At 53.3% G+C, this 24,505-nt stretch carries 22 protein-coding genes; 5 read left to right on the top strand and 17 right to left on the bottom strand.

The annotated features are described in order from the left end of the window. Positions 1 to 155: 155 nt before the first annotated feature. From FMM72_RS04730 to FMM72_RS04665, 14 genes are all read right to left on the bottom strand, one after another. Positions 156 to 494 (bottom strand): histidine triad nucleotide-binding protein, encoded by a 339-nt coding sequence (locus FMM72_RS04730; protein WP_160209803.1) that lies wholly within the window; start codon positions 492 to 494, stop codon positions 156 to 158. A gap of 21 nt (positions 495 to 515) precedes the next feature. Further along, complete coding sequence (gene alaS, locus FMM72_RS04725) at positions 516 to 3,158, bottom strand: alanine--tRNA ligase (RefSeq protein ID WP_162220754.1); 2,643 nt, start codon at positions 3,156 to 3,158, stop codon at positions 516 to 518. A 342-nt stretch (positions 3,159 to 3,500) separates the two neighbouring features. Further along, complete coding sequence (locus FMM72_RS04720; RefSeq protein WP_162220753.1) at positions 3,501 to 4,097, bottom strand: hypothetical protein; 597 nt, start codon at positions 4,095 to 4,097, stop codon at positions 3,501 to 3,503. 25 nt (positions 4,098 to 4,122) lie between these two features. After that, positions 4,123 to 4,680 (bottom strand): biotin transporter BioY, encoded by a 558-nt coding sequence (locus FMM72_RS04715; protein ID WP_160209806.1) that lies wholly within the window; start codon positions 4,678 to 4,680, stop codon positions 4,123 to 4,125. Between the two features lie 61 nt (positions 4,681 to 4,741). Then, the gene (locus FMM72_RS04710) at positions 4,742 to 6,406 is read right to left on the bottom strand and encodes a DAK2 domain-containing protein (RefSeq protein WP_162220752.1); all 1,665 of its coding nucleotides are present in this window, start codon (positions 6,404 to 6,406) and stop codon (positions 4,742 to 4,744) included. 40 nt (positions 6,407 to 6,446) lie between these two features. Then, positions 6,447 to 6,806: an Asp23/Gls24 family envelope stress response protein gene (locus FMM72_RS04705; protein WP_160209808.1), complete on the bottom strand. Its 360-nt coding sequence runs from the start codon at positions 6,804 to 6,806 to the stop codon at positions 6,447 to 6,449. A 39-nt stretch (positions 6,807 to 6,845) separates the two neighbouring features. Then, on the bottom strand, positions 6,846 to 8,390 hold the full coding sequence (locus tag FMM72_RS04700) for a peptide ABC transporter substrate-binding protein (protein WP_162220751.1): 1,545 nt from the start codon (positions 8,388 to 8,390) through the stop codon (positions 6,846 to 6,848). A 551-nt stretch (positions 8,391 to 8,941) separates the two neighbouring features. After that, positions 8,942 to 9,715: a TIGR00282 family metallophosphoesterase gene (locus tag FMM72_RS04695; RefSeq protein WP_160208349.1), complete on the bottom strand. Its 774-nt coding sequence runs from the start codon at positions 9,713 to 9,715 to the stop codon at positions 8,942 to 8,944. 162 nt (positions 9,716 to 9,877) lie between these two features. Further along, the gene (locus FMM72_RS04690) at positions 9,878 to 10,600 is read right to left on the bottom strand and encodes an amino acid ABC transporter ATP-binding protein (RefSeq protein ID WP_160208348.1); all 723 of its coding nucleotides are present in this window, start codon (positions 10,598 to 10,600) and stop codon (positions 9,878 to 9,880) included. Beyond that, complete coding sequence (locus FMM72_RS04685) at positions 10,587 to 11,252, bottom strand: amino acid ABC transporter permease (protein WP_162220750.1); 666 nt, start codon at positions 11,250 to 11,252, stop codon at positions 10,587 to 10,589. Before FMM72_RS04685 ends, FMM72_RS04690 begins: the two co-directional genes overlap by 14 nt. A gap of 68 nt (positions 11,253 to 11,320) precedes the next feature. Beyond that, a complete protein-coding gene (locus tag FMM72_RS04680; protein WP_160208346.1) occupies positions 11,321 to 12,187 on the bottom strand; it encodes a transporter substrate-binding domain-containing protein in 867 nt (288 codons plus the stop codon). Positions 12,188 to 12,338: 151 nt separating this feature from the next. Further along, on the bottom strand, positions 12,339 to 13,223 hold the full coding sequence (locus tag FMM72_RS04675) for an RluA family pseudouridine synthase (RefSeq protein ID WP_160208345.1): 885 nt from the start codon (positions 13,221 to 13,223) through the stop codon (positions 12,339 to 12,341). A 77-nt stretch (positions 13,224 to 13,300) separates the two neighbouring features. Then, on the bottom strand, positions 13,301 to 13,504 hold the full coding sequence (gene rpmE, locus FMM72_RS04670) for a 50S ribosomal protein L31 (protein ID WP_160208344.1): 204 nt from the start codon (positions 13,502 to 13,504) through the stop codon (positions 13,301 to 13,303). 154 nt (positions 13,505 to 13,658) lie between these two features. After that, on the bottom strand, positions 13,659 to 15,368 hold the full coding sequence (locus tag FMM72_RS04665; RefSeq protein WP_162220749.1) for a phospho-sugar mutase: 1,710 nt from the start codon (positions 15,366 to 15,368) through the stop codon (positions 13,659 to 13,661). A 243-nt stretch (positions 15,369 to 15,611) separates the two neighbouring features. Between FMM72_RS04665 and FMM72_RS04660 the strand changes: the two genes are divergently transcribed. The 3 genes from FMM72_RS04660 (at position 15,612) to FMM72_RS04650 (ending at position 19,383) form a co-directional block, all read left to right on the top strand. Beyond that, positions 15,612 to 16,187, top strand: a complete 576-nt coding sequence (locus FMM72_RS04660) for a manganese efflux pump MntP (RefSeq protein ID WP_160208342.1) — start codon at positions 15,612 to 15,614, stop codon at positions 16,185 to 16,187. A 185-nt stretch (positions 16,188 to 16,372) separates the two neighbouring features. Further along, on the top strand, positions 16,373 to 17,902 hold the full coding sequence (locus FMM72_RS04655; RefSeq protein ID WP_162220748.1) for a YifB family Mg chelatase-like AAA ATPase: 1,530 nt from the start codon (positions 16,373 to 16,375) through the stop codon (positions 17,900 to 17,902). Between the two features lie 320 nt (positions 17,903 to 18,222). Continuing rightward, positions 18,223 to 19,383 carry a ribose-phosphate pyrophosphokinase gene (locus tag FMM72_RS04650; protein ID WP_160208340.1) on the top strand — a complete coding sequence of 387 codons (1,161 nt, stop codon included), beginning with the start codon at positions 18,223 to 18,225 and terminating at the stop codon, positions 19,381 to 19,383. Between the two features lie 197 nt (positions 19,384 to 19,580). On the opposite strand, the gene FMM72_RS04645 is transcribed toward FMM72_RS04650, so the two are convergent. Further along, positions 19,581 to 20,687: a DUF362 domain-containing protein gene (locus tag FMM72_RS04645; protein WP_160208339.1), complete on the bottom strand. Its 1,107-nt coding sequence runs from the start codon at positions 20,685 to 20,687 to the stop codon at positions 19,581 to 19,583. A 415-nt stretch (positions 20,688 to 21,102) separates the two neighbouring features. On the opposite strand from FMM72_RS04645, the gene FMM72_RS04640 reads away from it, so the two are divergent. Both FMM72_RS04640 and FMM72_RS04635 read left to right on the top strand, forming a co-directional pair. Further along, positions 21,103 to 22,404, top strand: coding sequence for a cation:proton antiporter (locus tag FMM72_RS04640; RefSeq protein ID WP_162220747.1), 1,302 nt, complete (start codon positions 21,103 to 21,105; stop codon positions 22,402 to 22,404). Between the two features lie 105 nt (positions 22,405 to 22,509). Then, entirely contained in the window at positions 22,510 to 22,692 is a 183-nt protein-coding gene (locus FMM72_RS04635) for a hypothetical protein (RefSeq protein ID WP_160208337.1), read from the top strand. A 399-nt stretch (positions 22,693 to 23,091) separates the two neighbouring features. On the opposite strand, the gene FMM72_RS04630 is transcribed toward FMM72_RS04635, so the two are convergent. Further along, positions 23,092 to 24,009, bottom strand: a complete 918-nt coding sequence (locus tag FMM72_RS04630) for an RluA family pseudouridine synthase (protein ID WP_162220746.1) — start codon at positions 24,007 to 24,009, stop codon at positions 23,092 to 23,094. Continuing rightward, a complete protein-coding gene (lspA, locus tag FMM72_RS04625) occupies positions 24,002 to 24,499 on the bottom strand; it encodes a signal peptidase II (RefSeq protein WP_160208335.1) in 498 nt (165 codons plus the stop codon). Before lspA ends, FMM72_RS04630 begins: the two co-directional genes overlap by 8 nt. Between the last annotated feature and the right edge of the window lie 6 nt (positions 24,500 to 24,505).

Here is a 24,505-nt window from a genome sequence, read left to right as displayed (position 1 = left end):
TACAAGCGTGCGGCTGCGACTGGTGTTTCTTTCATATCCAACGCAACCCCGCGCCGGGCACAAAGCGGCCGGCGCGGGGTCGTTGATTGAAACTCCTGAAAAGGGCGGTCGTTCTTTTTTTACAGCAAAAACGGTCTGTTTTGGCAGACCAAAAATCAGCCGGGCGGCCAGGCGAGGCTACGTCCCGCGAGCACATGAAAATGCAGATGTCCAACCGTCTGTCCGGCAAGCTTACCGCAATTGGTCACGACACGGTAATCGCCGCCGCACCCGAGCTGCTGCGTCAGGCGCGCGATCACAGCGAATATATGGCCGGCTATTGGGGCGTTTTCCTCCGAAATCTGGTCGGCGCCGGTGATATGCGCTTTGGGGACGACCAGAAAATGTACCGGCGCCTGGGGGTCGATGTCCTTAAAGGCGCAGCAGACATCGTCCTCATAGAGCTTATCGCTCGGGATTTCGCCCGCCACAATTTTACAAAACAGGCAGTCCATTGTTGTCCTCCTTTTGTCCGTTTATTTCAGCAGCTTTCCAACAATTGCGGGAAGCTGCGCCATTGCTTCGTCGATACGGAAAACCTCGGACGTGCCGCCCATCGCATTGTCGGGGCGTCCGCCGCCGCTGCCCCCGCAAAGCGCGGTCAACTCCTTGACGATTTTTCCAGCGTGCGCACCCTTGGCGAGCGCGTCCTTGCCGCAGACAACCAGAATGGAACCTTTGCCGTCGTTGACTGTGGAGAAGGCGCAGACGGCGTCCGGGCGGCTGTCGCGCACACGGTCGCCCATGCGGCGCATTGCGTCAATCTTCGCGCCCATCATTGCAACGGATGCAATAGATATCCCGCCGATCTGTTGGGCGTTGTCAAACACGCCTGAAAGCTGCGCTTCGGCCAGCTTCGCCTCGGCCGCCTCAAGCTGGCGCTTTTGCTCCCTGCTTTCCGCACTGAGCGCCTCAGCGCGCGCCGGCAGCTCCGCCAGATTGCCGACCTTGAGGACGGCGGCTGTCTTTTCCATCGTCGCTTCCTGCTCGTCCATCATCCGCAGTACATTGCGGCCTGTAACGGCCTCGATGCGGCGCACGCCGGCCGCGACGGACGACTCCTTGACGATTCTGAACAGTCCAACCTGCGCGGTATTTTTCAAATGGGTACCGCCGCACAGCTCGACCGACTCACCCGGAATGCTGCAAACACGAACAACATCGCCGTATTTTTCCCCAAACAACGCCATCGCGCCGAGCTTTTTCGCCTCGTCGATCGGCATCTCGCTGACGGAAACGTTGACAGAAGCGAGCACAACGCGATTTACAATCTCCTCAACCCGCTTTAGCTCCTCAGGTGTGACCGCGGAAAAATGGCTGAAGTCGAACCGGCAGATCATGTCGTCATAGAAAGCACCTGCCTGATGGACATGGTCGCCCAGAACCTGGCGCAGAGCGGCCTGCAATAGATGGCAGGCCGTGTGGTTGCGCATGATGTCGGCGCGGCGATCGACATTGATTGCAGCCGAAACAGTATCGCCGACCGCAAGCGTCCCGGCGGTCAACTCGCCGACGTGGACAAAATGGCCTGTTTTGGACTTTTTGCAGTCGTAAACTGCGAATACGTTTCCGCCTGCGCTGATCAAGCCGCTGTCACCCGCCTGGCCGCCGCTTTCGGCATAAAAGGGCGTAACGTCAAGCACGATCGATCCAAGCTCGCCGTCATGCAGCTCATCGACGCGCTGATCATCCTTGATGATTGCGACGATGTGCGCCTGCGCGGCCATTTCCATATATCCGACAAAGCGGCCGTGATCAGCCACGTCGGCGAGCACGTCCTCCTCCCATCCGAGGTCGCCGAGCGCGGCGCGCGCCTCGCGGGCGCGCTGCTTCTGCGCCTGCATCTGGCTGGCGAATTCCTCCTCGTCCAGCTTGATTTTGCGCTCGGCTAAAATCTCGCGGATCAGATCGACTGGGAACCCATACGTATCGTACAGACGAAACGCATCCGCGCCGGGCATGACCTTTTGATCCATTTCCGAATCGATCTTGTCGATGATCGCAGAAAGCAGTTCCATGCCCTGGTCGATTGTACGGGCAAACCTCTCCTCCTCAACCTTGATCACCTTGGTGATATAATCGCGGTGTTCGACCAGCTCCGGATAAGCGTTCGTATTTTCCTGAATGACTGTCTCGCAAACCTGATACAAAAACGGCTCGTGGATGCCGAGTAAGCGTCCGTGACGCGCCGCACGGCGCAGCAGGCGGCGCAGAACATACCCGCGTCCCTCATTCTGCGGCAGGATGCCATCGCTGACCATAAATGTGGTCGAGCGGATATGGTCCGTGATGACGCGCAGAGAAACATCGGTTTTCGCATCCGCATGATACTCAACGCCTGCGATCCGCGCGACATGCTTTAAGATATTCTGAACCGTGTCCACCTCGAAGAGATTGTCGACCCCCTGCATGATACAGGCCAACCGCTCCAATCCCATGCCTGTATCGATGTTGGGATGCTCCATGCGCTCGTAATGGCCGTTTCCGTCGCCGTCGAACTGAGAGAACACGAGATTCCAGAATTCAACATAGCGGTCGCAGTCACAACCGACGCCGCAGGTCGGCTTTCCGCAGCCGTACTGCTCACCGCGGTCAAAATAGATTTCCGAGCACGGACCGCACGGACCGGAACCGATCTCCCAGAAATTGTCCTCCTTGCCAAGCCGCACAATACGTGACGGATCGACGCCTACCTCCTTTGTCCAAATCTGTTCGGCCTCGTCGTCATCCTCATAAACAGACACCCACAGGCGGTCAACGGGCAGCTCAAGCGTCTTTGTGATGAACTCCCAAGCCCAGGCAGTCGCCTCATGCTTAAAATAATCGCCAAATGAGAAGTTTCCGAGCATCTCAAAATACGTGCCGTGACGCGCCGTTTTGCCCACATTTTCAATATCGGGCGTGCGAATACATTTCTGACACGTCGTCACACGGCGGCGAGGCGGCGTCTCCAGACCCAGAAACCACTTTTTCATCGGCGCCATGCCGGAGTTGATCAGCAATAGGCTCGCCTCGTCCGCTGAAGGCATCAGCGGAAAGCTCGGCAAGCGCAGGTGTTCTTTGCTCTCAAAAAAACTGAGGAATTTTTCGCGCAGTTCATTGAGTCCCGTCCATTCCATTGTCTCAATCGTTCCTTTCCATACTTCCCGGTCCCCAGACGCAAAAATGCGCTCCTCGCCCCAAAATATGGGACGAAAAGCGCATCGGCTTTCCGCGGTACCACCCAAAATTGCACGGGAGTCGCCCGCGCCGCTCATCAGGATTAACGCTCACACAACGTCCGGCTCCCCGCCGGAAGACTCCAGGGCGGCGCCCGCTTCTGTCCGCGGCGCGCTCGCAGCAAACGCGCGCCTCTCTGCGGCGGCTTTCACGGTTGACCCCTTCACGGTCCAAATACATATTAAGTATATACCCTGGCACGCTGGAAGTCAACCGCAGCGCGTATTTTTGCTCACATCCCATCAGACCGAAAAGCCGGACTTCGGCAATTTTGACTGCTCCGCCAAAGCAGACGACGCGGCGATCTCGTCAAACTCCTCCCGGCATTCACCAAAATGCTCTGCAGGAGCCGCCTGCACCAAAATCGCGAACGCGTCGGAATAACCCACAAATTCAATCAGCGTGAAATAGTAAGCCAGCTTCTCCCCATCCGATTCAGCCGACAAAAGAACCGTTGTATAACGGTGCCCGTCGTCCTCACGGACTGTATATTCCTCCAAGCGCTGCGCATTTTCCCTTTTACCGGCGATATCCTCCACATGAAAATCAAGCGCCTGCGCAGGGTTGAACGCTTGCGCTGCGCCTGCCCGCGTATAAGAGAATATGCCGGCAGCCAGATTGCGCGTCTCGGCATGGCAAAGCAAATCATACGCATAACTTTCCACATCCTGTGTCCAATCCGCGCCAAACACGAAGGAGATCGCTCCGTCCTGCGTGATGCAGCTTAAAGGCTTTGGCCCCGGAACAGCCTGCGCAGCAGGCTGTTCCGGGGCGCAGGCGCAGAGCAGCGTTATGCAGAGCAGCACGCCGATGGCGCGCCGCCCTATCAAGCGCGTCACAGCACTTGCACCATTTCACGGGCGGTCATATGACAGCGGCCAACATCCGCGCACGGCCCAACGCACGATAAAGCGCGCTCGCGAGCACTGCCGACAGGACCACCTTCACAACATCAAATACCGCGAACGGCAGCACGCCGGCAGCAAGCGCCTCCATTGGGCTCATCCCTGAAAGGACGATCAACTGAAGCGTACCGAGCGTATAGCACACAAGCAACGAAAGCAGCATAGCAGCGCAATAACGCAGGAAACCGCGCCCAAACCGCTTCAAAAACAGCGCCGCAGTCAGCGCCATCAAGGGATAAGCGATCAGATAGCCGCCCGTCGGCCCCGCAAGCTTCTGAAACCCACCGGAAAAGTAGGAAAATACCGGAGCGCCAGCGGCGCCGATCAACAGATAAGCAAACTGCGCCAGAAACGCTGTTTTGGGATCAAGCAGAGCGCCTGTCAGAAAAATCGCGATCAGGGCCAGCGTAAACGGCACCGGCGTAAACCCAAGCGGAATGACAAGCTGTGCCGTCACGGCTGTGATTGCTGCGAACATTGCCGCCAGAACAATGCGGCGCATTTTTTCATGTTGCATCCTTAAACACCTCTTTTTTTAATTTTTCACAGTTTATCAAACGGCTGACAGCCGCTTTCAGCTATTCCACGGAAACGGTGAAGTAATAGACTGGCTGGCCGCCGTTGATAAGCGCAACCTCAATATCATCAGGCAGCTTGGCGGCAACGGCATCACAAATCGTTTGGGCAAGCTCATCTGAAATTTCCTCGCCGTAGATAAGCGTTACAAAACTGCTGTCCTTGTGCACAAGCGCACGTGTTACACGCACCACAGCGTGCGTCAGATCGTGATCTGTAAAAGCGACCCTGCCATTTTCAAGCCCCAGCAACTCACCCTCCTTTATTTTATGGCCGTCATAATCGCTGTCACGCGCTGCAAATGTGACCTGCCCTGTACCGACACGCTCATATGCTTTCTGCATCGCAACCTGATTTTCTGTCGAACCGGCGTCGGCATCAAACGCCAGCATCGCCGAAAGCCCCTGCGGAATGGTGCGTGTCTGAAGCACAATCACGCGCCGGTCAGCCAGCTTTGTCGCCTGCTCCGCCGCCATGATGATATTTTTATTATTGGGTAGCACAAACACGGTCTTTGCCGGCGTCGCATGGACTGCGGACAGAATATCGTCCGTTGAAGGGTTCATCGTCTGTCCGCCGTTGACGATGTTGTCGACGCCCAAATCCTCAAACAGCTTCTTTACGCCGTCGCCCGCTGCGACCGCGACAAAGCCATAAGCGCGCGACGGGTCGACCGGCGCGTATGCGAACCCCTGATCAGATACCGGTTCGACCACACTGGCTTTCTGCGCTTCATACTGTTCGCGCATATTCTCAATTTTGAGATTCGTCAGCTGGCCGTCCTCGCCCGCTTTTTCAAGCGCCAGGCCGGGATGGTCCGTGTGAACATGACATTTGATGATATCGTCGTCATCAACCACAACGACACAATCACCGATCGTTTCCAGATAAGCACGCAATGGCTGAGGGTCAATATCCCGCGCGCGCTTTTTCACAAGAAACTCCGTGCAATATGTGAATGTGATCTCCCCTACATATTCGCCGGCCGCGTTGCGGTCCGGATGAATGGAATCGCTATCTGTAACAGCCGATTTTTCCACGGCAGGCTCGATCCCCTTTTTACCGTGGAACACCTCCGACATCCCTTCAAATACGACGATCAGGCCGCGGCCGCCCGCATCGACAACGCCGGCCTTCTTCAGCACCGGCAACAGCTCCGGCGTCTCGTCGAGCGCCTGACGGCCCGCGTCAAGCACAATATCCCATATCTGTGCTGTGTCCATTTTGCTGGTCAGCGCCTCGCGCGCCCGCTCCGCCGCCACGCGCGCAACGGTGAGGATGGTACCCTCCGTCGGCTTCATAACAGCCTTATACGCCGATTCGACACCCTTTTCCAGCGCATCTACCAAATCCTTTGCATCTGCCTGCTCCCGTCCCTTCAGTCCACGCGAAAATCCACGGAACAAAAGCGACAGAATAACGCCCGAATTTCCGCGCGCGCCGCGCAGCAAAGCAGAGGCGCATGCATCCGCAACCTGAGAGACAGGCGCATTGTCAGGAATGCGCGTCAGCTCACGCTTGGCAGCCGACGCGGACATGGACATATTCGTACCTGTATCGCCGTCAGGCACTGGGAACACATTGAGCGCGTCGACAAGCTGACGCTGGTTTGATATATTATTGGCTCCGGAGATGAACGCATCCCTGAGCATCTGGCCTGTAATCATGATTGAATGACCCCCATATTCACACTTTTGTCCGCCTCAGTTATGCGTTTTCTGTTTTCATCGCGTCAACGAATACGTTGACCTTTGCCACCTCAAGATTTGTCGCCTGCTCGACCGTATAACGCACCTTGTTGACAATGCTGCGCACAATCGCGGCGATATTCATCCCATAAACAACGGCGATGTGAAGATCGACGATCAGCCCGCCGCCCGAGGTGCGCACATGTACGCCCTTATCCGGAACATCCTTGCCGCCGTTCATCATCGACCGGATTCCCTGTGTGGGCGAACTGATCATGCCGACAACCCCAAAGCATTCCGACGCAGCGCGCCCTACAAGATTCGCAAAATATTCCTGGGATATTTCAATAGTCCCATATTGATTTTCCAAACTGATCAATGTCAAAACCTCCCTGTATTCTTGCACATGAAAACAGTGCTACCATTCAGACAAATTGTAAAAAAGATTTTGTTCTGTGGCAACAATCTGCGCGTCAAACGAACGATTAAACGATACCTGTCCCTGTCGAAACACAAGCGGGATAAACGGTGATTGTTCAGCAAATGCTTCACAGAATGTTCCAATACCTGTCCCTGTCGCACGATAAGCCTGATAAAACTCAGAAAGTGTTTCAATGTACGGTGTTGAATAACCGAGCACCCCGCCGGAGAGCAGAGCGGAAAAATCCATATTGTCCATCAAACGTGTCTCGCCGATATAAAGATCGTAGTCACGGCGCGCAAGGCTGGCTTGATATTGCGTGAACGATTGCGATTCGACCGTCACCTGTATACCAAGCTGGCGAAGCTGCTCAGTAAGCAGCGTCGCAGCCGCATTGCGGCAGGCATTTTCGCTGTTGACCAGCAGACGCAGCGTCAAAGGCTGGCCGTTCCTCAAGCGGTAGCCGTTTTCATCCTTTTGGGTAAGACCCATCCCGACAAGAAGCTCCTCTGCGCGCGCAAGCTCGCGCGGCGTGGAAAGCTCAAGATCCTCCATCCTGTAAAACTCTGGATTAAAGGGATACAGCGTCGCGCGGGCATGCGCTATATAAGCCTTGGCAACAAGCTCGTCGCGGTTGATTGCAAGCGAAATCGCCTGCCGAAACTGCGCATCGGACAAAAGGCCTCGGTTCCCATTGACGCCAATATACACAAGACTGTTGAGCGATACCGGCACACCGGAAGCAGCGGAGCTGCCCATATCGCCTTCGCTCAGATCGGAATACATCAGGTCAATGTCCCCTGTGCGTAAACTGAAGGAAAGCGCGTCCGGATCGGAAACGCTTGTCAAGCGAATCTTTTGGACGGAGCCCAAGGCATCCTGATTCCAATAGATCGGATTGCGGGCCAAAGTTATGCCGTTGCCGCCCCATGTGCCCGAAGCAAAGTATTGGCTGACACCGACAGGATAATCGTTCGCGGCTGTCCCTTCCTTAATGATTGGGAACGACAGCAAGGACGCAAAGTCAGCATCGGAATTGTAAAGACGGATTTCAACCGCACCGTCGTCGTTGACCGAGCAGCCCGAAATATTTTGCAGCGTCGTTTTCCAGTCGGTGCCGGACGCCATCGCCGTTGTGATGGAATAAATCACGTCCTTCCCGGTCAGCGGTGATCCGTCCGAAAAAACAATGCCTGAACGCAGCTTGACCGTGCACAGCTTGTTTTCGACTGTAATCTCCTCCGCCAATATATTCTGCGGACGCCAGGTCTTATCCACCTTCGTCAGACTATCGTATAAAAGCGGAGTCAACATACGGTTCATCTGTGTTTTCATCTGAAATGGATTCAGAGAATCAGACACGCTGTAGGCCAGGTTCAGGGTTGTCAGCGGTTCCCCTGGCTGTTCCGGCCGCTGTGCGGACGCAGAAGCCTGCGTCCGCTGCGCCGCAATATCAAACTGCTGATCGCTTACAACCGAGCGCCGGCATCCCCCCAAAAGCAGCGCAGCCGCTGCCAAAAGCGCCAAAATTCTGTGCGTCATCGCATTCTCCCATCAAACTAAACTGTGATCACAATTTTTACACGATTTTTATGCGGCTGTAACGAGCATAACCTTCCAGCCAGGACGATTGCACGTAAGTCCAACCCTGGTATTCTCCGCCGTCCCGCAGGCAGGCTGTCAAATCTGTTTCACAGATAATAGTAGTATACCATGTCCATGTCCGCGAAGCGACATGGTATCATTGCCCATCAAAAGGCGGTTGCCGCGTAAGCGGCGAGCCGTTGGGCATAACCCGGTATCATAACAGCAAGTTCTTTCAAGCTTGCCTGCCGCTTTGCGGCAGCTAAACCAGCAGAGCCGGTTTTGGCTGTGGTGTAACATGCGCAGTCCGCTCAAAGCTGCGGGCTGCCGACGGATAGCAACTGCAAACGGCAAGCTGTTTACCCTGTCCATATTCATTATACCCCATACGGCCATATATTTCAACGGAAGTTTAGAACATTATACGCAGTTGTATGTCTGTCAAAAAAACTGCTCCGGCAGCCGGCCGGATTCTGTTTTTAGGAGGCATCCTTTTCCGCAAACGGACTTCAGGCCGGCACAAATATTCGCTCAATGCACACAACGCGCCCCTGTGCACCCTCGAATGTCAGCAGTACGCCGTGCAATTCAACCTCCTCCGGATCGTTGGCAAACCGATGCGGCAGCCCTGTGCGCAGCTTTTCAATCGCACGGCTTTTTTCAACGCCAAGAATCGAATTCCGGCCGCCGCACATGCCGACATCCGTGATATATGCCGTGCCGTTTGGCAGCAGACGTTCATCGGCCGTTGTCACATGCGTATGCGTGCCAAGCACCGCTGAAACGCGCCCGTCAAGGTAATGTGCAAGCGCAAGCTTTTCCGCAGTCGCCTCTGCATGAAAATCAACAACAATATTCGGGCATCTGATCTCTGCAAGCAATGCGTCGGCCGCATCAAACGGACTGGTCAGCGGTGGTTCCATATAGACGCGCCCCTGAAGGTTGATAATCGCAAGCGGGAACGCCGGTCTATCATAAAGGTACCAGCCCGCGCCCGGCGCGCAGGGGTGGTAATTTGCCGGCCGTACAATTCCGTTTTGCTCGTCGAGCTTTGGATAAATTTCGCGGCGGCGCAGAACATGATTGCCGGTTGTAATCACATCAACGCCACTGTCAAAAAGATGCTGCGCGCTGTGCGGCGTGATCCCATTGCCTTCAGCCGAATTCTCGCCGTTTGCGATGATAACGCCCGCGTCATATGCACGGCGCAGGCGCGGCAGTTCGCGCCGCAGCTTGTCACAGCCGGACTGTCCAACCACATCTCCGAAAAAAAGTATGTTCATGTATCCTCCTGACTTTAAAGGCCGGCGGCGCTGTGCCCGAAGCAGAGCTTTCGCACCGCATAAATATGTAAAAGCGGCAGAGTGCACCCTGGTGCGCTCCGCCGCTTAATTGATCCGCGCCATTAAAGAAAACTATACCAAAAAAAGCGCTGCGCCGTCAAGTCACAGCACCTTTGACAGGAAATCCTTTAGGCGCGGATTTTCAGGACGCGTAAAGAATGTTTCCGGAGGAGCCTGTTCAACAATACGCCCCTCGTCCATAAAGAGAACACGCGTCGCAACCTCGCGCGCAAAACCCATCTCGTGCGTTACCACGACCATTGTCATGCCCTCGCGCGCAAGCTGACGCATCAGTTCAAGCACCTCGCCGACCATCTCCGGATCAAGCGCAGAGGTTGGCTCGTCAAATAGCATTACATCTGGATTCATCGCCAGCGCGCGTACAATCGCAATGCGCTGCTGCTGGCCGCCGGACAGCTGCGACGGATAAGCGTCCGCCTTGTCCGCCAAACCGATGCGCTCCAGCAACCCTGCCGCGCGTTTATCGGCTTCCTCCTGCGTCATCATTTTGAGCCGGACGGGCGCGAGCGTGATATTTTCACGCACAGACAGGTGCGCAAACAGGTTAAATTGCTGGAACACCATTCCCATCTTGCGGCGCAGCCGATTGATATCGCACTTTTTATCACAGATATTGCTTCCTTCAAACCAGATTTCTCCATTGGTTGGTTCCTCAAGACGGTTGAGGCAGCGCAGAAACGTCGATTTTCCGGAGCCTGACGGTCCGACAATCACTACTTTCTCGCCTTTCTCAATCGTCTCATTGATGCCTTTGAGCACTTCGACGCCCTTGAAGGATTTTTGCAGATTTTTAACCTCGATCACTGCGCGCCATCCTCCTTTCAAGCTGTGTGAACAGGGCCGAAAGCCCCAGCGTCATGCACAGATAAATCACAGCGGCGGTAAGCAACGGAATCCATGCGTTAAAAGTTGCATTGCGGATCTGGTCGGTCGCCTTTGTCAAATCGACCAGCGCGATATAACTGGCGACGGCAGTCTCCTTGATCAATACGACAAATTCATTTGTATAAGTAGGCAGAACCGCTTTGAACGCCTGCGGCAAAATAATCAGCTTCATGGTCTGCGCGCCGCTCAGGCCAAGCGACCGCCCCGCCTCCACCTGGCCAACCGGCACGCCCTGAATGCCCGAACGGAAAATTTCGGCGCAGTAAGCGCCTGAATTCACGCCAAAGCTGATAATTGCAACCACCAGCTTTGGAACATTTGTTGGAGCAAAAAAGATAAAGTAAAAAATCATGAGCTGCGTTACCATCGGGATGCCGCGGACCACCGTGATATACAGCGTAGCGATCCCCCGCAGGAGCCTACTGCGCGAAATGCGCATCAGCGCGAGGACAGCGCCGATGAGCGTCCCGATGACAATCGCGCCGAGCGCGATACAGATTGTAGTACCAAGTCCGCTTAAAATCAGTTTCCAGCGGTCTGACGCGATCAGGTTTTGATAGAGTGCATCCATAGCTGTACGACCCTCCGGATATTAAGCGGGGCGGAGCTGCCGCCCCGCCCGCAACTTTTCTTGTATATTTACTTCTTGAGAATGATAACCTGCTTGGAAGAATAATACGGGTCGGAGAAATCGACACTCTGGCGGCGCTCCTCGGTAGCCGTCATACCTGCCGCAATAAAATCAATCGCACCTGCGTCAAGCGCAGAAATCAGGCTGTCAAACGCCATATCCTCGACCTGGAGCTTGGCGCCCATGTCCTGCGCGATCTGCTGCGCCATGGAAATGTCAAAACCGACGACCTCCGTACCCTCGACATATTCAAACGGCTTGAAAGCGGCGTTTGTACCCATCTTGATCGTCTTGCCGCCTTCGGTCCCGACCGCATCGGGAATCTTGATCTCGCTGTCGCCGCCTGCCGGCATAAAGGCGTTCACAAGAGACTCATATGTGCCGTCCCCCTGCATACGCGCGATCGTGGCATTGATCGCTTCAAGCAGTTCCGTATTTCCTTTTTTAACGGCAATCGCATACTCCTCAGTTGCAAGATCCGCATCGAGGATCATCAGATCGTCGTTCTGTGCAACAATCGATTCTGCCGGCAGCTCGTCGAGCACAACGGCATCAATCTTGCCGTTTTTCAGGTCGAGCGCGGCGTCCATTCCAGATTTATAGCTGCCAAGCTGGGCGTCCGCTACATTTTCCTGCACATATACCTCTCCGGTGGTTCCAGCCTGTACGCCGATCTTCTTGCCGGCCAAATCAGCGGCAGACGTAATTGCACCCTCCGCCGGGGCGGAAGCAGGCTCTGAATTTGCGGCTGTGGAACCAGCGGCGGATGGCGCGGGCGCCGCCGGCTGGCTGGAACTGGCGCCGCCGGAAGAGCCGCAGGCGGCCAATGACGCGGCCATCATCACCGCAAGAATAATTGACAATATCTTTTTCATTTTTATTTCCTCCCAATCAGACCGGCTTGCCGGCCATATGCTACAAACGTATGATGTTTGTATATTAATTTATAATTATACATACGTGATTGCTTATTGCAAGCGTTTTCGTCAAAAAATATTCATATATATCTAATTTTATGCAGATTCACTATGTTTGCTGATTTCGCGGCATCAACTTTTGCATATCTTTCGGAATAGGAGCGCGCACAATACAAAGCCGCTTATCTACCGGATGGATAAAAGACGCCTGCATACAATGCAGCGCCTGGCGCTCTATCCGCTCCGTCTCACCGCCATAAAGCGCATCGCCCAGCAGCGGACATCCGATTGACGACATATGTACACGAATCTGATGCGTCCGTCCCGTTCGCAGCACACAGCGTACAACACTGTATTCCCCGCAGCGTATCTGTGTCTCATACTCTGTAACAGCCGGCTTTCCGTCCGCTGTAACCGTGCGCCGCGGATTCATTCGGTCAGGCTGTCCGATCGGCGCATCAATCACACCACATATTGGATTCGGCGCCCCAGTTACAAGCGCGATATATTGTTTCTCAATATGTCCTGTAAGCACTGCTGCCGCATGTGCATTCTTTGCAATCACAACCGCCCCGCTTGTATCACAGTCAAGCCGTCCCACAAGCCGGCAGGCGCAGTTCTCTCCACGTGCGGCACAGTCGCGCGCAAACACATTGGCCAGCGTCCCCTGACGCAGGCCGCGCACCGGATGACAGGCCATAGCCGCGGGTTTATTATATACGATCACGTCGCTGTCCTCATACAGGATTTCAACGGGCGTTTCGCAAGGCTCGAATACCTGCGGAGCGTCACAGATCGTAATGGAAAGGCGGTCGCCGGTATGCAGCCGGTCGATTGTACGGATGTGTGCCCCGTTGAGCAGAATGCCGTCTTCAAGCGTTTTGAGCGACCGCACCAACGTATAAGAACATTGCGCAGGTCCGCGCAAAAAGTGGACAACCTTGCGGCCATTATATTCGGGTGGGATCACAAAATCGAGGCGGCGTTTACCCATGCAATCCATCCCCCTTCCCCAAACATCAAAAAACGCAGCCGTGGCCAAACCGCGGCTGCGTGCTTTGCGCAGGAATCTTACTTGTCCATGCCGAAACGCTTTTTGAACCTGTCGACACGCCCGCCGGAATCGACCAGCTTCTGACGGCCGGTGAAGAACGGATGACATTTCGAACAAATTTCAACACGGATGTTTTCCTTTGTCGAACGTGTATGGATCACTTCGCCGCAGGCGCATGTGATCGTCGTATCCACATACTTGGGATGGATGCTCTCTTTCATTTGTTTCACCTCTTTCTGGTATCGGCTCTAGATACCATAAATGTAACATTTAAATGTTACCACAGCGCGTCCCAAATTACAAGGCTTTTTTAAAATTATTTTTTGTCATTTATCTTTCTTTTAAGATACAGGGAAAACGATCCTTTTTGCTCCATCAAACGCCCATGATTTTCTTGACATCCGTACTGATGGCCGCAGCGCGCGTATCAATTTCCTCCATATCCTTGCCGGTCGCCGAAAGATACAGCTTAATCTTAGGTTCAGTGCCGGAGGGGCGAACAATCGCGGTGCAGCCGTTGGCGAGCGCATATTCAAGCACATTTGATTTCGGCAGTGAAATCGGATGTGTTCCTTCGGCCGAAACGACCGTAGACGCTTCATAATCGCTTGTTGAAACAACATCACTGCCGCCGAGCTGCCGGGGCGGATTGGCACGCAGGCCATCCATGATGGCAGCCATTTTCTTCATACCTTCCGCACCCTCAAACTGGAAATTTGCAACACTCTCGCAATAAAGTCCAAACCGCTTATACAGATCATTGAGCGCGTCAACCAAAGTCATACCCTTTTGCTTGTACCAGGACGCCATCTCGACAATCAACATCGAGCCGACAACCGCGTCCTTATCGCGCACATAGGTGCCGCTCAGATATCCATAGCTCTCCTCAAAACCGAAAATGAACCGTTCCGGATGGCCCTGGGCCTCCACAATCGCGATCTGTTCGCCAATATACTTAAAGCCCGTCAGCACGTTGATCACTTCTACGCCGTACGCTTTTCCAATGGCGTTTGTCAGCTTTGTGGAAACGATCGTCGTCACCGCGATCGGATCCTTGGGCATTGTGCCGTTTTCGATGCGGTTACGGCAGATATAATCAAACAACAGCGCGCCGACATGGTTTCCGGTCAACAGCCTGTAATCGCCGCCATCTTTCACTGCGATCCCCACACGATCACAGTCCGGGTCGGTCGCAAGCATGAGGTCCGCCCCGGTCTCGCGCGCAAGCGCAAGCCCTTTTGCCAATGCCTCCTTGATCTCGGGATTCGGGAACGGACAGGTCGGGAAATTACCGTCCGGATACTCCTGCTCCGGCACAACCGTGACATCCGACGCGCCGGTTTCACGCAGCACGCGGCGCACCGGTTTATTTCCCGCGCCGTTGAGCGGCGAATACACAAGCTTTAGTCCGGCTTTTGCGCAGACGCCCGGATTGACCTGCTGAGAAAGGACGTTTTCAATAAATTGATCGATGATCCTCTCCGCAATGTATTCAATTTTTCCATCACGGATTCCCTGCTCAAAATCCATCGTCCGGATATCGTCAAACAGATCAAGGCTGTTGATCTGCGCAAGCACCGCGTCTGCGGCGTTTTCTGTCATCTGGCAGCCATCGCAGCCATATACTTTATAGCCGTTATATTTTGCAGGGTTATGCGACGCCGTGACCATAATGCCCGCGTCGCATTTGAGCGCGCGCGTGGCAAATGACAGCGCCGGGACAGGCATCAATTCACGATAGATATGAACGTGAATCCCGTTCGCAGCCAACACGCCCGCAGCTTCTTTTGAAAAGCGGTCGGATTTGATGCGGCTGTCGTATGAAATGGCGACGGTTGGATGCTTTGTCTGCGCATTGAGATAATTGGCCAAGCCCTGTGTCGCACGACGGACTGTATAAATATTCATTCGGTTGGTGCCCGCGCCAAGCACGCCGCGCAGGCCGGCCGTCCCAAAGGACAGATCCCGGTAAAACCGGTCAAAAATTTCATTGTCCTTCCCCTTGATCGCCTCAAGCTCGGCGGTCAGGTCCGCGTCCTCCAGCGAATGCGCCAGCCAACGGTCATACAACTTCATATGGTTCATATTGCGCCCTCCTGTAACATAATGATGATATGAAAGATAAGCCCTTCCCATTTCCTATATTTATATGATAACCATCCTACCGGGCAAAGTCAATTGCCAGCATGACAATATCTGGTGGAAAACGGGAAATCTTTCATGGGGATGCCTTGCACCATATCCATGAAAGTGTTATACTTGGCAGCGTCCCGCCGAAATGCAGGCAAGGCTGGAAGGCTATCATAAAACAAAGGGGTCTTTAACCGCATGACTACTCTCACACTCTTTATGATCGCTCTGGGACTTTCCATGGACGCATTTGCCGTTTCCGTTTCCAATGGCATGTGTTACCGCGGATTTGGGCAAAGGCAGGCGTTTGCAGCGGCGGCCTCCTTCGGCCTGTTTCAGATGCTTATGCCGATCATCGGATATTTTGCCGGGCGAACCTTCAGCGAAGCGATCGGATTTGCCGACCATTGGATTGCGCTGTTTCTGCTTGGCATCATCGGCGGCAAAATGATCATCGACGGCGTGCGCGAACTGCGCCATCCGGAAAGCTGTGACAGCGCAACCGGAGCCTTTACCCTGCGTATCCTTCTGCTCCAGGCGGTCGCTACCAGTATAGACGCGCTTGCCGTCGGCGTCGGGTTCGCCGTCATGCAGGTCAGCATCATTACCGCCGCCGCCTTTATCGGCCTGATCACCTTCGCCTGTTGTATCGTTGGGGCTATGCTCGGCCATCGGTTTGGGCTGCTGCTCGGAACGCGCGCTGAAATCTGCGGCGGCGTGATCTTAGCCGGTATCGGTTTAAAAATTTTCACAGAGCATATGTTTGGGGTTTAAAACGCAGCGTCTCTCCCGTATCCCATCAGTTTTTTCAGCAGCAATCGCCAAACACGCCCTTCTTCTAAGGCTTCCTATGGAAGGAGGGCGTGTTTTTTAAATATTTTATACTATATTCGACAAAATATTGCTTTTAATGACAAATAGAAGTATAATTTTACCAGAATATAATAGGAGGGATCGATGTGCTCTCAACTGTTCAGAGCCTCGGCCTGTTGGGAATTGAGCCATTTTCCGTCACTGTAGAGGTCAATGTGGCGCGTGCTATACCCGCTTTTGAAATCGTTGGGCTGCCGGATGCAGCTGTCCGTGAATCGCGTGAACGAGTCCGTTCGGCATTTCTAAACTGTGGCTACCCATTCCCGGATGGCCGCATCACCGTCAATCTGGCCCCGGCAGATGTAAAAAAAAGCGGCTCGCTCCATGATCTTCCGATTTTGATTGGGCTGCTTTGCGCGCAAGGTACGCTTCCAGAGCTGCCCAAAGCCTCTGCGTTTATCGGCGAGCTTTCTCTCTCAGGCGAGCTGCGCCCTATTTGCGGCGTCTTACCGATGCTGCTCGGCGCGCAGGAGCTTGGCGTCAAGCGCGCTTTTGTACCAGCGCCTAACGCCGCGGAGGCGTCCGTCGCGCATGGCCTGGAGGTCTATGCGGTTGAAAATGTGCGTGCGCTTGTCGATTTTCTGCGCGGAGAGGGCGCGCTCCTGCGGGCTGAAAGCGCCAAGATCAATCAGCCCCGCCGTTCCTCTGTACCCGATTTTTGCGAGGTTAAGGGACAGCCATTCGCCAAGCGAGCGCTCGAAATCGCGGCGGCGGGAGGCCACAACACGCTCTTAATCGGCGCGCCCGGCACGGGGAAAAGCATGCTGGCCCGCCGCCTGCTCTCCATCCTTCCGGGAATGACGGAAGCTGAATCGATTGAGACGACTAAGATCTATTCAGCCGCCGGGCTTCTGGAGCCGGGTATCCCGTTGATCACGGAGCGGCCGTTTCGCGCCCCTCACCACACCGTCTCTCCCGCCGGCCTGTGCGGCGGCGGCTCCATCCCGCGTCCCGGCGAAATTTCACTGGCCCATAATGGCGTTCTGTTCCTTGACGAGCTGCCCGAATTCCAGCGGCCGGCAATGGAGGCCCTGCGGCAGCCGATCGAAGAAGGGAGCGTGACTATCTCTCGTGTCAACGCCCGGCTGCGTTATCCAAGCCGGTTTATGCTGACGGCGGCCATGAACCCCTGCCCCTGCGGTTATTTCGGTCATCCAACCAAGCAATGTACCTGTTCGCCGGCGCGCGCTTCGGCCTACCTGAACAGCGTCAGCGGCCCGCTTTTAAGCCGTATCGATCTACACGTGGAAGTCCCTCCAGTCAGCTACGACCAGATTTCGGCCATTGGCAACGAAGAGACATCCGCCAATGTGAGGGCGCGCGTTGAAGCCGCACGCGCCGTTCAAACACGCCGTTTTGCCTCCGCCGGTATTGCCTGCAACGCACAGATCCCGCCTTGTCTGCTTGCCGAATCCTGCCCGCTTGACAATGGGGCCGAGAAGCTTCTGCGCAGTGCATTCGACAGGATGGGATTGTCCGGCCGGGCATACGACCGTATTCTCAAGGTTGCGCGCACCATCGCGGACCTCGACGCCAGCGAGCAAATACGCGCGCCGCATCTTGCGGAGGCGCTGCAATACCGCGCGCTCGACCGTAAATACTGGAACCGGGACTAGGGGCTGTGTGAAAAATCAAAATTGCCGGATTTTTTAAACAGCCCCTAGCGACCGGCTTTATCTGAACCTGGAAAGAGCGCCTCCCCCATGTCCTTCAAAACATGCCTATCCGCAATATACTGATACAGGCGAATGAGCATTTGCAGAAATGGTCCGGCAAAAAGACGTTTTTTTATGGATTGTCTATGTACAAGCTCCCACCGATCATGTATAATATTAAAATAAATCTTTTTGTCGGATTTTGGAGACCGGCAAAACAGAACCGCCATGTGGGAAACAGTATGGTTCACGCAGGCAGCGATTGAAAAGGAGCGGAAGGAATGGCAGGTCAGATCGATACGGAAGATATTTTTAGGGAATGCGGCCATGTCGCCCAATTGGGGCTGATTGTTACAGAAGGTGCGCGACAGCTTGGCGAGAAAATCAACGAGCATCTTGTTAGATGGGCGTCAGGCAGCCCTTGCCAAAAAGATACCTTTATCATTGAAAGCGAATGTCCTCGTTTCTCATCGGGCGATGGCAAGGGACTTATCAAATCGACCGTCCGCGGCGACGACCTCTATTTTATTGTTGACGTTGGTAATTACAGTTGCACCTATAATATGTTCGGACAGAAAAATGCGATGTCGCCGGACGACCATTTTCAGGACCTGAAGCGTCTGATTCAGGCCGCCAGCGGCAAGGCGCACCGTATCAGCGTCATCATGCCTGTGCTGTACGGCAGCAGGCAGCACAGGCGCAGCTACCGCGAGTCGCTTGATTGCGCCGTGGCGCTTCAGGAGCTTCGGCACATGGGCGTTTCGAATATTATCACTTTTGACGCGCACGACCCGCGTGTACAGAATGCCGTCCCCCTGATGGGCTTTGACAATGTTTCACCTTCCTACCAGGTTCTCAAGGCGCTTTTGCGCAATGTCCCTGATATCCGGCTGGACCGTGACCACCTGATGGTTGTCAGCCCGGACGAAGGCGCCATGAGCCGTAATATGTATTATGCCTCGGTGCTTGGAATCGATCTTGGGATGTTCTATAAACGCCGCGATTATGCGCGTGTCGTCAACGGCCGAAATCCAATTGTCGCACACGAATATCTGGGTGATTCTGTCGAGGGCAAAGATGTTTTCATCGCCGACGATATTATTTCTTCCGGCGAATCAATGCTGGAGGTTGCACATGAACTGAAAAAGCGCAAGGCCAACCGTATTTTTGCCTATGCCACCTATGCAATCTTTACAAACGGCGTTGATGAATTTGAAGCGGCCTATCGTGACGGAACAATTGCGGGCGTGTTTGGGACAAATCTCACCTATCGCTCTCCAAAATTGTTAAACTGCGAATGGTTCCACGAGGTGGATGTTTCCAAATACATCGCCTATTTTATCGCCGCCATCAATCATGATATGTCGGTTGGAGCGATCATCGATCCACATGAAAAAATCAGGCAGCTTCTCGCCAGGCGTGCGGGCTGTGTTATTGGTTAAAATTTGCGTTTCCAAATTAGGGGCTGTTTGTAGAAAAAGACGGCAGGTCCTCTATTTTCAAACAAGCCCTAAAAAAGAAGCTCTGACAGATAAGTATTCAAATCATATTTGATATTTGGGTTAAGCGACGTAATAGAGAGAAAAGACGGACGAGAAGCAAACGTTTCTCGTCCGTCTTTTCCTCCACCGGGCTTTTTTTATTTTACAGTAATCAATTCGTATTGTGTGCTGCCGATCCCCAATTTTTCAGCGTGCTCAGGTCCGACACGCCAATCGGTCTCCGGATGCAGCTCCTTAAAATGGTCGCCGCCAGCCGGGCGGCCTTCAAGCAGGCTTCCGGGCAGCGCCGGAAGCCCATTTACAGCGTCGGCACAGGCCACGTCAAGCGCCACCGGATCAAAGGAGGCGAACATACCAATATCCTGTACAATCGGCAAATCATTTTCCGGATGGCAGTCGCAAAACGGTGAAACAGCCATCACCAGACAGATGTGGAAGTGCGGACGATCCTTGACCACAGCCAGCGTATATTCGGAAATCTTTTTATTGAGGATATCAAATGCTTCATCCTGAGCCGCTTGTACGGCATCCACAGGACAGGCGCCAATGCAGCGGCCGCAGCCGACACATTTTGAGTGATTGATCGAGGCTTTGCGATTTGTAATGGCAATCGCATCATGCGCGCAATTTCGTTTACACATACCGCAGCCCACACAAACCGATTGTTCTACAGATGGCTTACCCGCAGAATGCATTTCCATTTTGCCGGCGCGCGAACCGCAGCCCATGCCCAGGTTTTTCAGCGCACCGCCGATCCCTGTGCATTCATGCGCCTTGAAATGTGTCAACGAAATGATAATATCCGCATCCATAATCGCACGTCCGATCTTGGCGTCTTTGATATATTCGCCGTCAACCGGCACCAGCTGCTCGTCCGTCCCTTTCAATCCGTCGCCAATAATCACTTGGCATCCAGTCGAAAATGGGCTATATCCATTTTCATAGGCCGCTTCAATATGATCGATTGCATTCTTACGCCGGCCGACATACAGCGTATTGCAGTCGGTCAGGAAGGGGCGGCCGCCTTTTTCCTTGACCAGATCAGCTACCACCTTGGAAAAATTCGGACGCAGAAACGCGAGATTGCCAGGCTCCCCAAAATGAATTTTAATCGCCGCAAACTTATTCTTGAAGTCGATCGTCTCCATCCCTGCCGCACGGATCAGGCGGTCCAGCTTTTTGAGAAGGCCGTCCTCCAAATGCACACGCAAATCTGTAAAATAAACCTTTGATTTTTCCGCCATAATACTCCTCCCGCCAGTGTTTCTTTGACCACGCTCTGTCTGTGGGTATAGCGGCCCGATATTCATTTCACCGCTATTTGCACAGATCATCAAAGACAACACGATTCATTACCTATATTATACCATTTACCTTGGAAACTGCAATCATTCCAGAGAATTTGTTTCCTCTGTTCTTGAAATACATATAACCTTTGTCAAATTGTGATTGAAATTTATATGGTTTGACTGTTGAAAATCAATTGGTATCGGACTATACTAAGACACCGGAACGAATTTTTAGCAGGAGCTGGCTTCAATCGTCCATGCTGCGCCCGACACAGCAATTGCCGCAAATGAAGCGTAATAAGGGGGAGCATCAGAAAAATTACGGCGCAGGCGGACAAGATTGAAGTATGGATCCGGGGAGGTAATTTTTATGGAATCTTACAGCTTTCTGATGACAGTTGCCATCATTCTTCTCAGCACAAAGCTTCTTGGCCTTCTGACAAAACGCATCGCTATGCCGCAAGTCGTTGGTGCGCTACTTGCCGGCTTGATACTCGGTCCTGTTTGTCTTGGTGTGATCCATGAGACCACCTTTCTTGATCAAATCGCTGAAATCGGCGTAATTGTTCTGATGTTTACCGCCGGCCTTGAAACGGACATCGGTGAACTTAAACGTTCTGGTAAGGCATCTTTTCTGATCGCCTTAATCGGTGTTGTTGTACCTCTGGCAGGCGGATATATCATCGCTTCCATTTTTAACACACAATCAGATGCATTTTTACAAAACATCTTTATCGGCGTTATCCTGACGGCTACCTCTGTCAGCATTACTGTGGAGACGCTCAAGGAAATGGGAAAGTTATCAACCCGTTCCGGCAACGCGATTCTTGGGGCGGCATTGATCGATGATATTCTTGGTATTATCGCCCTGACGCTGATCACCAGCTTTGCAGATCCAAGTGTTAAAATCGGCATCGTCCTGATCAAAATCGCAGCATTTTTTGTTCTGAGCCTGATCGCTGGCATTGTCATGCATAAGCTGATCGAATATTGGATGGGCCGCGCGCCTGGCGACCTGCGCCGCTACGCTGTGCTTTCTTTCGCTTTCTGTTTGATCTTTGCCTATGTCGCCGAAGAATTCTTTGGCGTTGCAGATATTACAGGCGCATACATCGCGGGCTTGATCATTTCCAACACAAAAAAAGTTACCTATGTCGCCTCGCGGTTTGAAATTGCCTCCTATATGCTGCTTTCGCCGATTTTCTTTGCAAGTATCGGCGCAAAGGTTGAGGTTCCACCGATGACAACCTCCATCATTCTGTTTTCAATTTTTCTTGTCCTGTGGGCATGTATTTCCAAAGTTCTTGGCTGCGGCTTGGGTGCAAAGCTTTGCCGCTATTCCAACAGCGAATGTATTCAAATCGGTATCGGCATGATCTCCCGCGGCGAAGTTGCGCTGATTGTTGCAACCAAAGGTATTTCCGCCGGACTGATGCAGGCAGATTTCTTCGGCCCGGTTGTAATCATGGTTATTGTGACAACAATCATCACACCAATCCTTCTGAAGCTGGTCTACCGCGACAAGAAAGAGGATTACAGCGATCTTGTCCAGAGCAAGCTCGTCGATCAGTATGAGGAAGTGAGAGACTTCGACTTGGCATCTCAAAGCATCCTGGACCTGCACCAGAATATTGTTGAACAGACTAAGGAAAAAAGTTCTCAAAAGAACTAACATTCAAAAGTGTCCGATTCAAATCGGACACTTTTTTATAAATAATCCAGGATTTACACGGTTGCTTTCACCTGATCCGCATATGATATAGCGGAGGTGATTTTCATGTATCTTGAACAATCCAACTATTTTTCCTATGGGTTTGGCTGTGATATGTCGGCGGCTAATTATTTCGACTCCCTTCCGGAGGATGTAAAACGCGCCATCAATAAGCGGCCTGAAGAATTTCATTCCGTGTCGGATCTGCGCCGCTATGCTGAAGCAATAAAGAAGAAAAAAAATATGTGAGATTCAAAAACGTATCCGGTGTCAAGTCCATTAAAACAGCTTTGACACCGGATATTTTCAAACCCCACAGATCAGCGATACCACTGCCGGTCCTGTTCCTCCCATATTGATTCCTCAACCGCCTGCTGCCCTCCCTGTTGGAATCCATGAACGCCGGGGCTATTGATATTATGCGACCAATTACGCCCGCCCTGTATATATGGCTGTGGCTGCGGCGGCGGGATATACCATTGAGGGCGGCCATTGTTGTTATTATAATTACCAGGCAACGAATTCTTCCCCTTCCCTGCATTTTTATATTATGCCTGTCAATTTGCATAACATATTTTATTCTATTCGGGAAGGAACGAATTGGACTCTTGTAAACAAAGGAGCAGGGCGTCCGCCCTGCTCCTTTGTTTAGGGCCTAAGCGATGTCAGAAAAACGGAAAAATAATCCGGTAGTTCGCTTGAAAGCTCCATATATTCGCCTGTGCGCGGATGATGGAATCCAATGACCCGCGCGTGCAGGCACTGTCCATGCAGGCTTGTGATGGCTTTCTGCGGGCCGTAGACAGGATCGCCCGCGACCGGATGACCGATATATGCCATATGCACACGGATTTGATGTGTCCTGCCTGTTTCCAAGCGCAGCTTCAACCATGTAAAACGTCCCAGACGCTCCAATACCTGATAATGCGTCACCGCTTCACGCGCGTTTTTGTCTGTAACACACATCTTTTTTCGATCGTTTTGACTGCGCCCAATCGGAGCGTCAATGGTTCCCTCATCTGCTGAAAAACCGCCGTACACAACCGCGTTATAAATACGCGTAAAGCTATGCGTCCTGATCTGTTCTGCAAGCGCGCCATGCGCCGCATCGTTTTTCGCCACAATCAAAAGGCCGCTTGTATCCTTATCAATGCGGTGCACAATCCCAGGGCGGATCACCCCATTGATCGATGAAAGGCGGCCCTGGCAATGATACAGCAACGCGTTTACCAGCGTCCCGTTCGGATGTCCCGGCGCGGGATGTACCACCATCCCCTTCGGCTTATTGACAACAAGCAGATCGCCGTCCTCATATACAATCTCGATCGGGATATCCTGCGGCGCAATATCGAGGGGCTGTGCATCCGGCACATCAATCGTAAACGTCTCTCCGCCACGCAGGCGGTCATTCTTTGAAACAGTTTTCTCCCCGACCCGCACGGCTTTGCAGTCACACAGCTTCTGGATTGCTGACCGTGTGAGCAATCCGGCAGCGGCATCGGCCAGCCAGCGGTCGGCGCGCGCGCCGGCGTCCGATTCCTCGGACGTATAGCAAAGCCTATTCATGGCTGTCCCCGCCTGCCGGCGTCTCATCGGTTTTCTTTCGTCCATCGATCAGCAGCATATAAACCGCCAACATCGCTGTGCCGATTACAACGCAGCAATCCGCAAAATTAAAAACCGGGAAGCTGAACAGTGGTGATATATCGATATAATCGACCACAAACGACCGAAAAACGCGGTCGATCAGGTTGCCAACGCCTCCCGCGATGATCAGCCCGACGCTCCACATCAAAAGCGGATGGCGCAGCTTTCCGCGTATGAGCAAAATCAATGCAACGACGATCACAGCCAGGGTAAACAGCGACAGAAGCCCGACACGCCCCTGAAAAATTCCAAAAGCCGCGCCGCGGTTCTCCACATACGTAAATTGAAGCAGCCCTGGAATCACCAGGATGGAAGGACCTCCGGCCAGCGTTTGCAGCGCCCATACCTTCAGAAACTGGTCGACAGCGACTAAAAACGCTGAAACGGCCAGCACGATACCAATGACCATATAGAA

The organism is Anaerotruncus colihominis (genome assembly GCF_010206195.1).
GTDB classification, from domain to species: Bacteria; Bacillota; Clostridia; order Oscillospirales; family Ruminococcaceae; genus Anaerotruncus; species Anaerotruncus colihominis_A.
The sequence above is the reverse complement of the archived record's forward strand: the minus strand, read 5'-3'. Positions and strand labels throughout refer to the sequence as shown.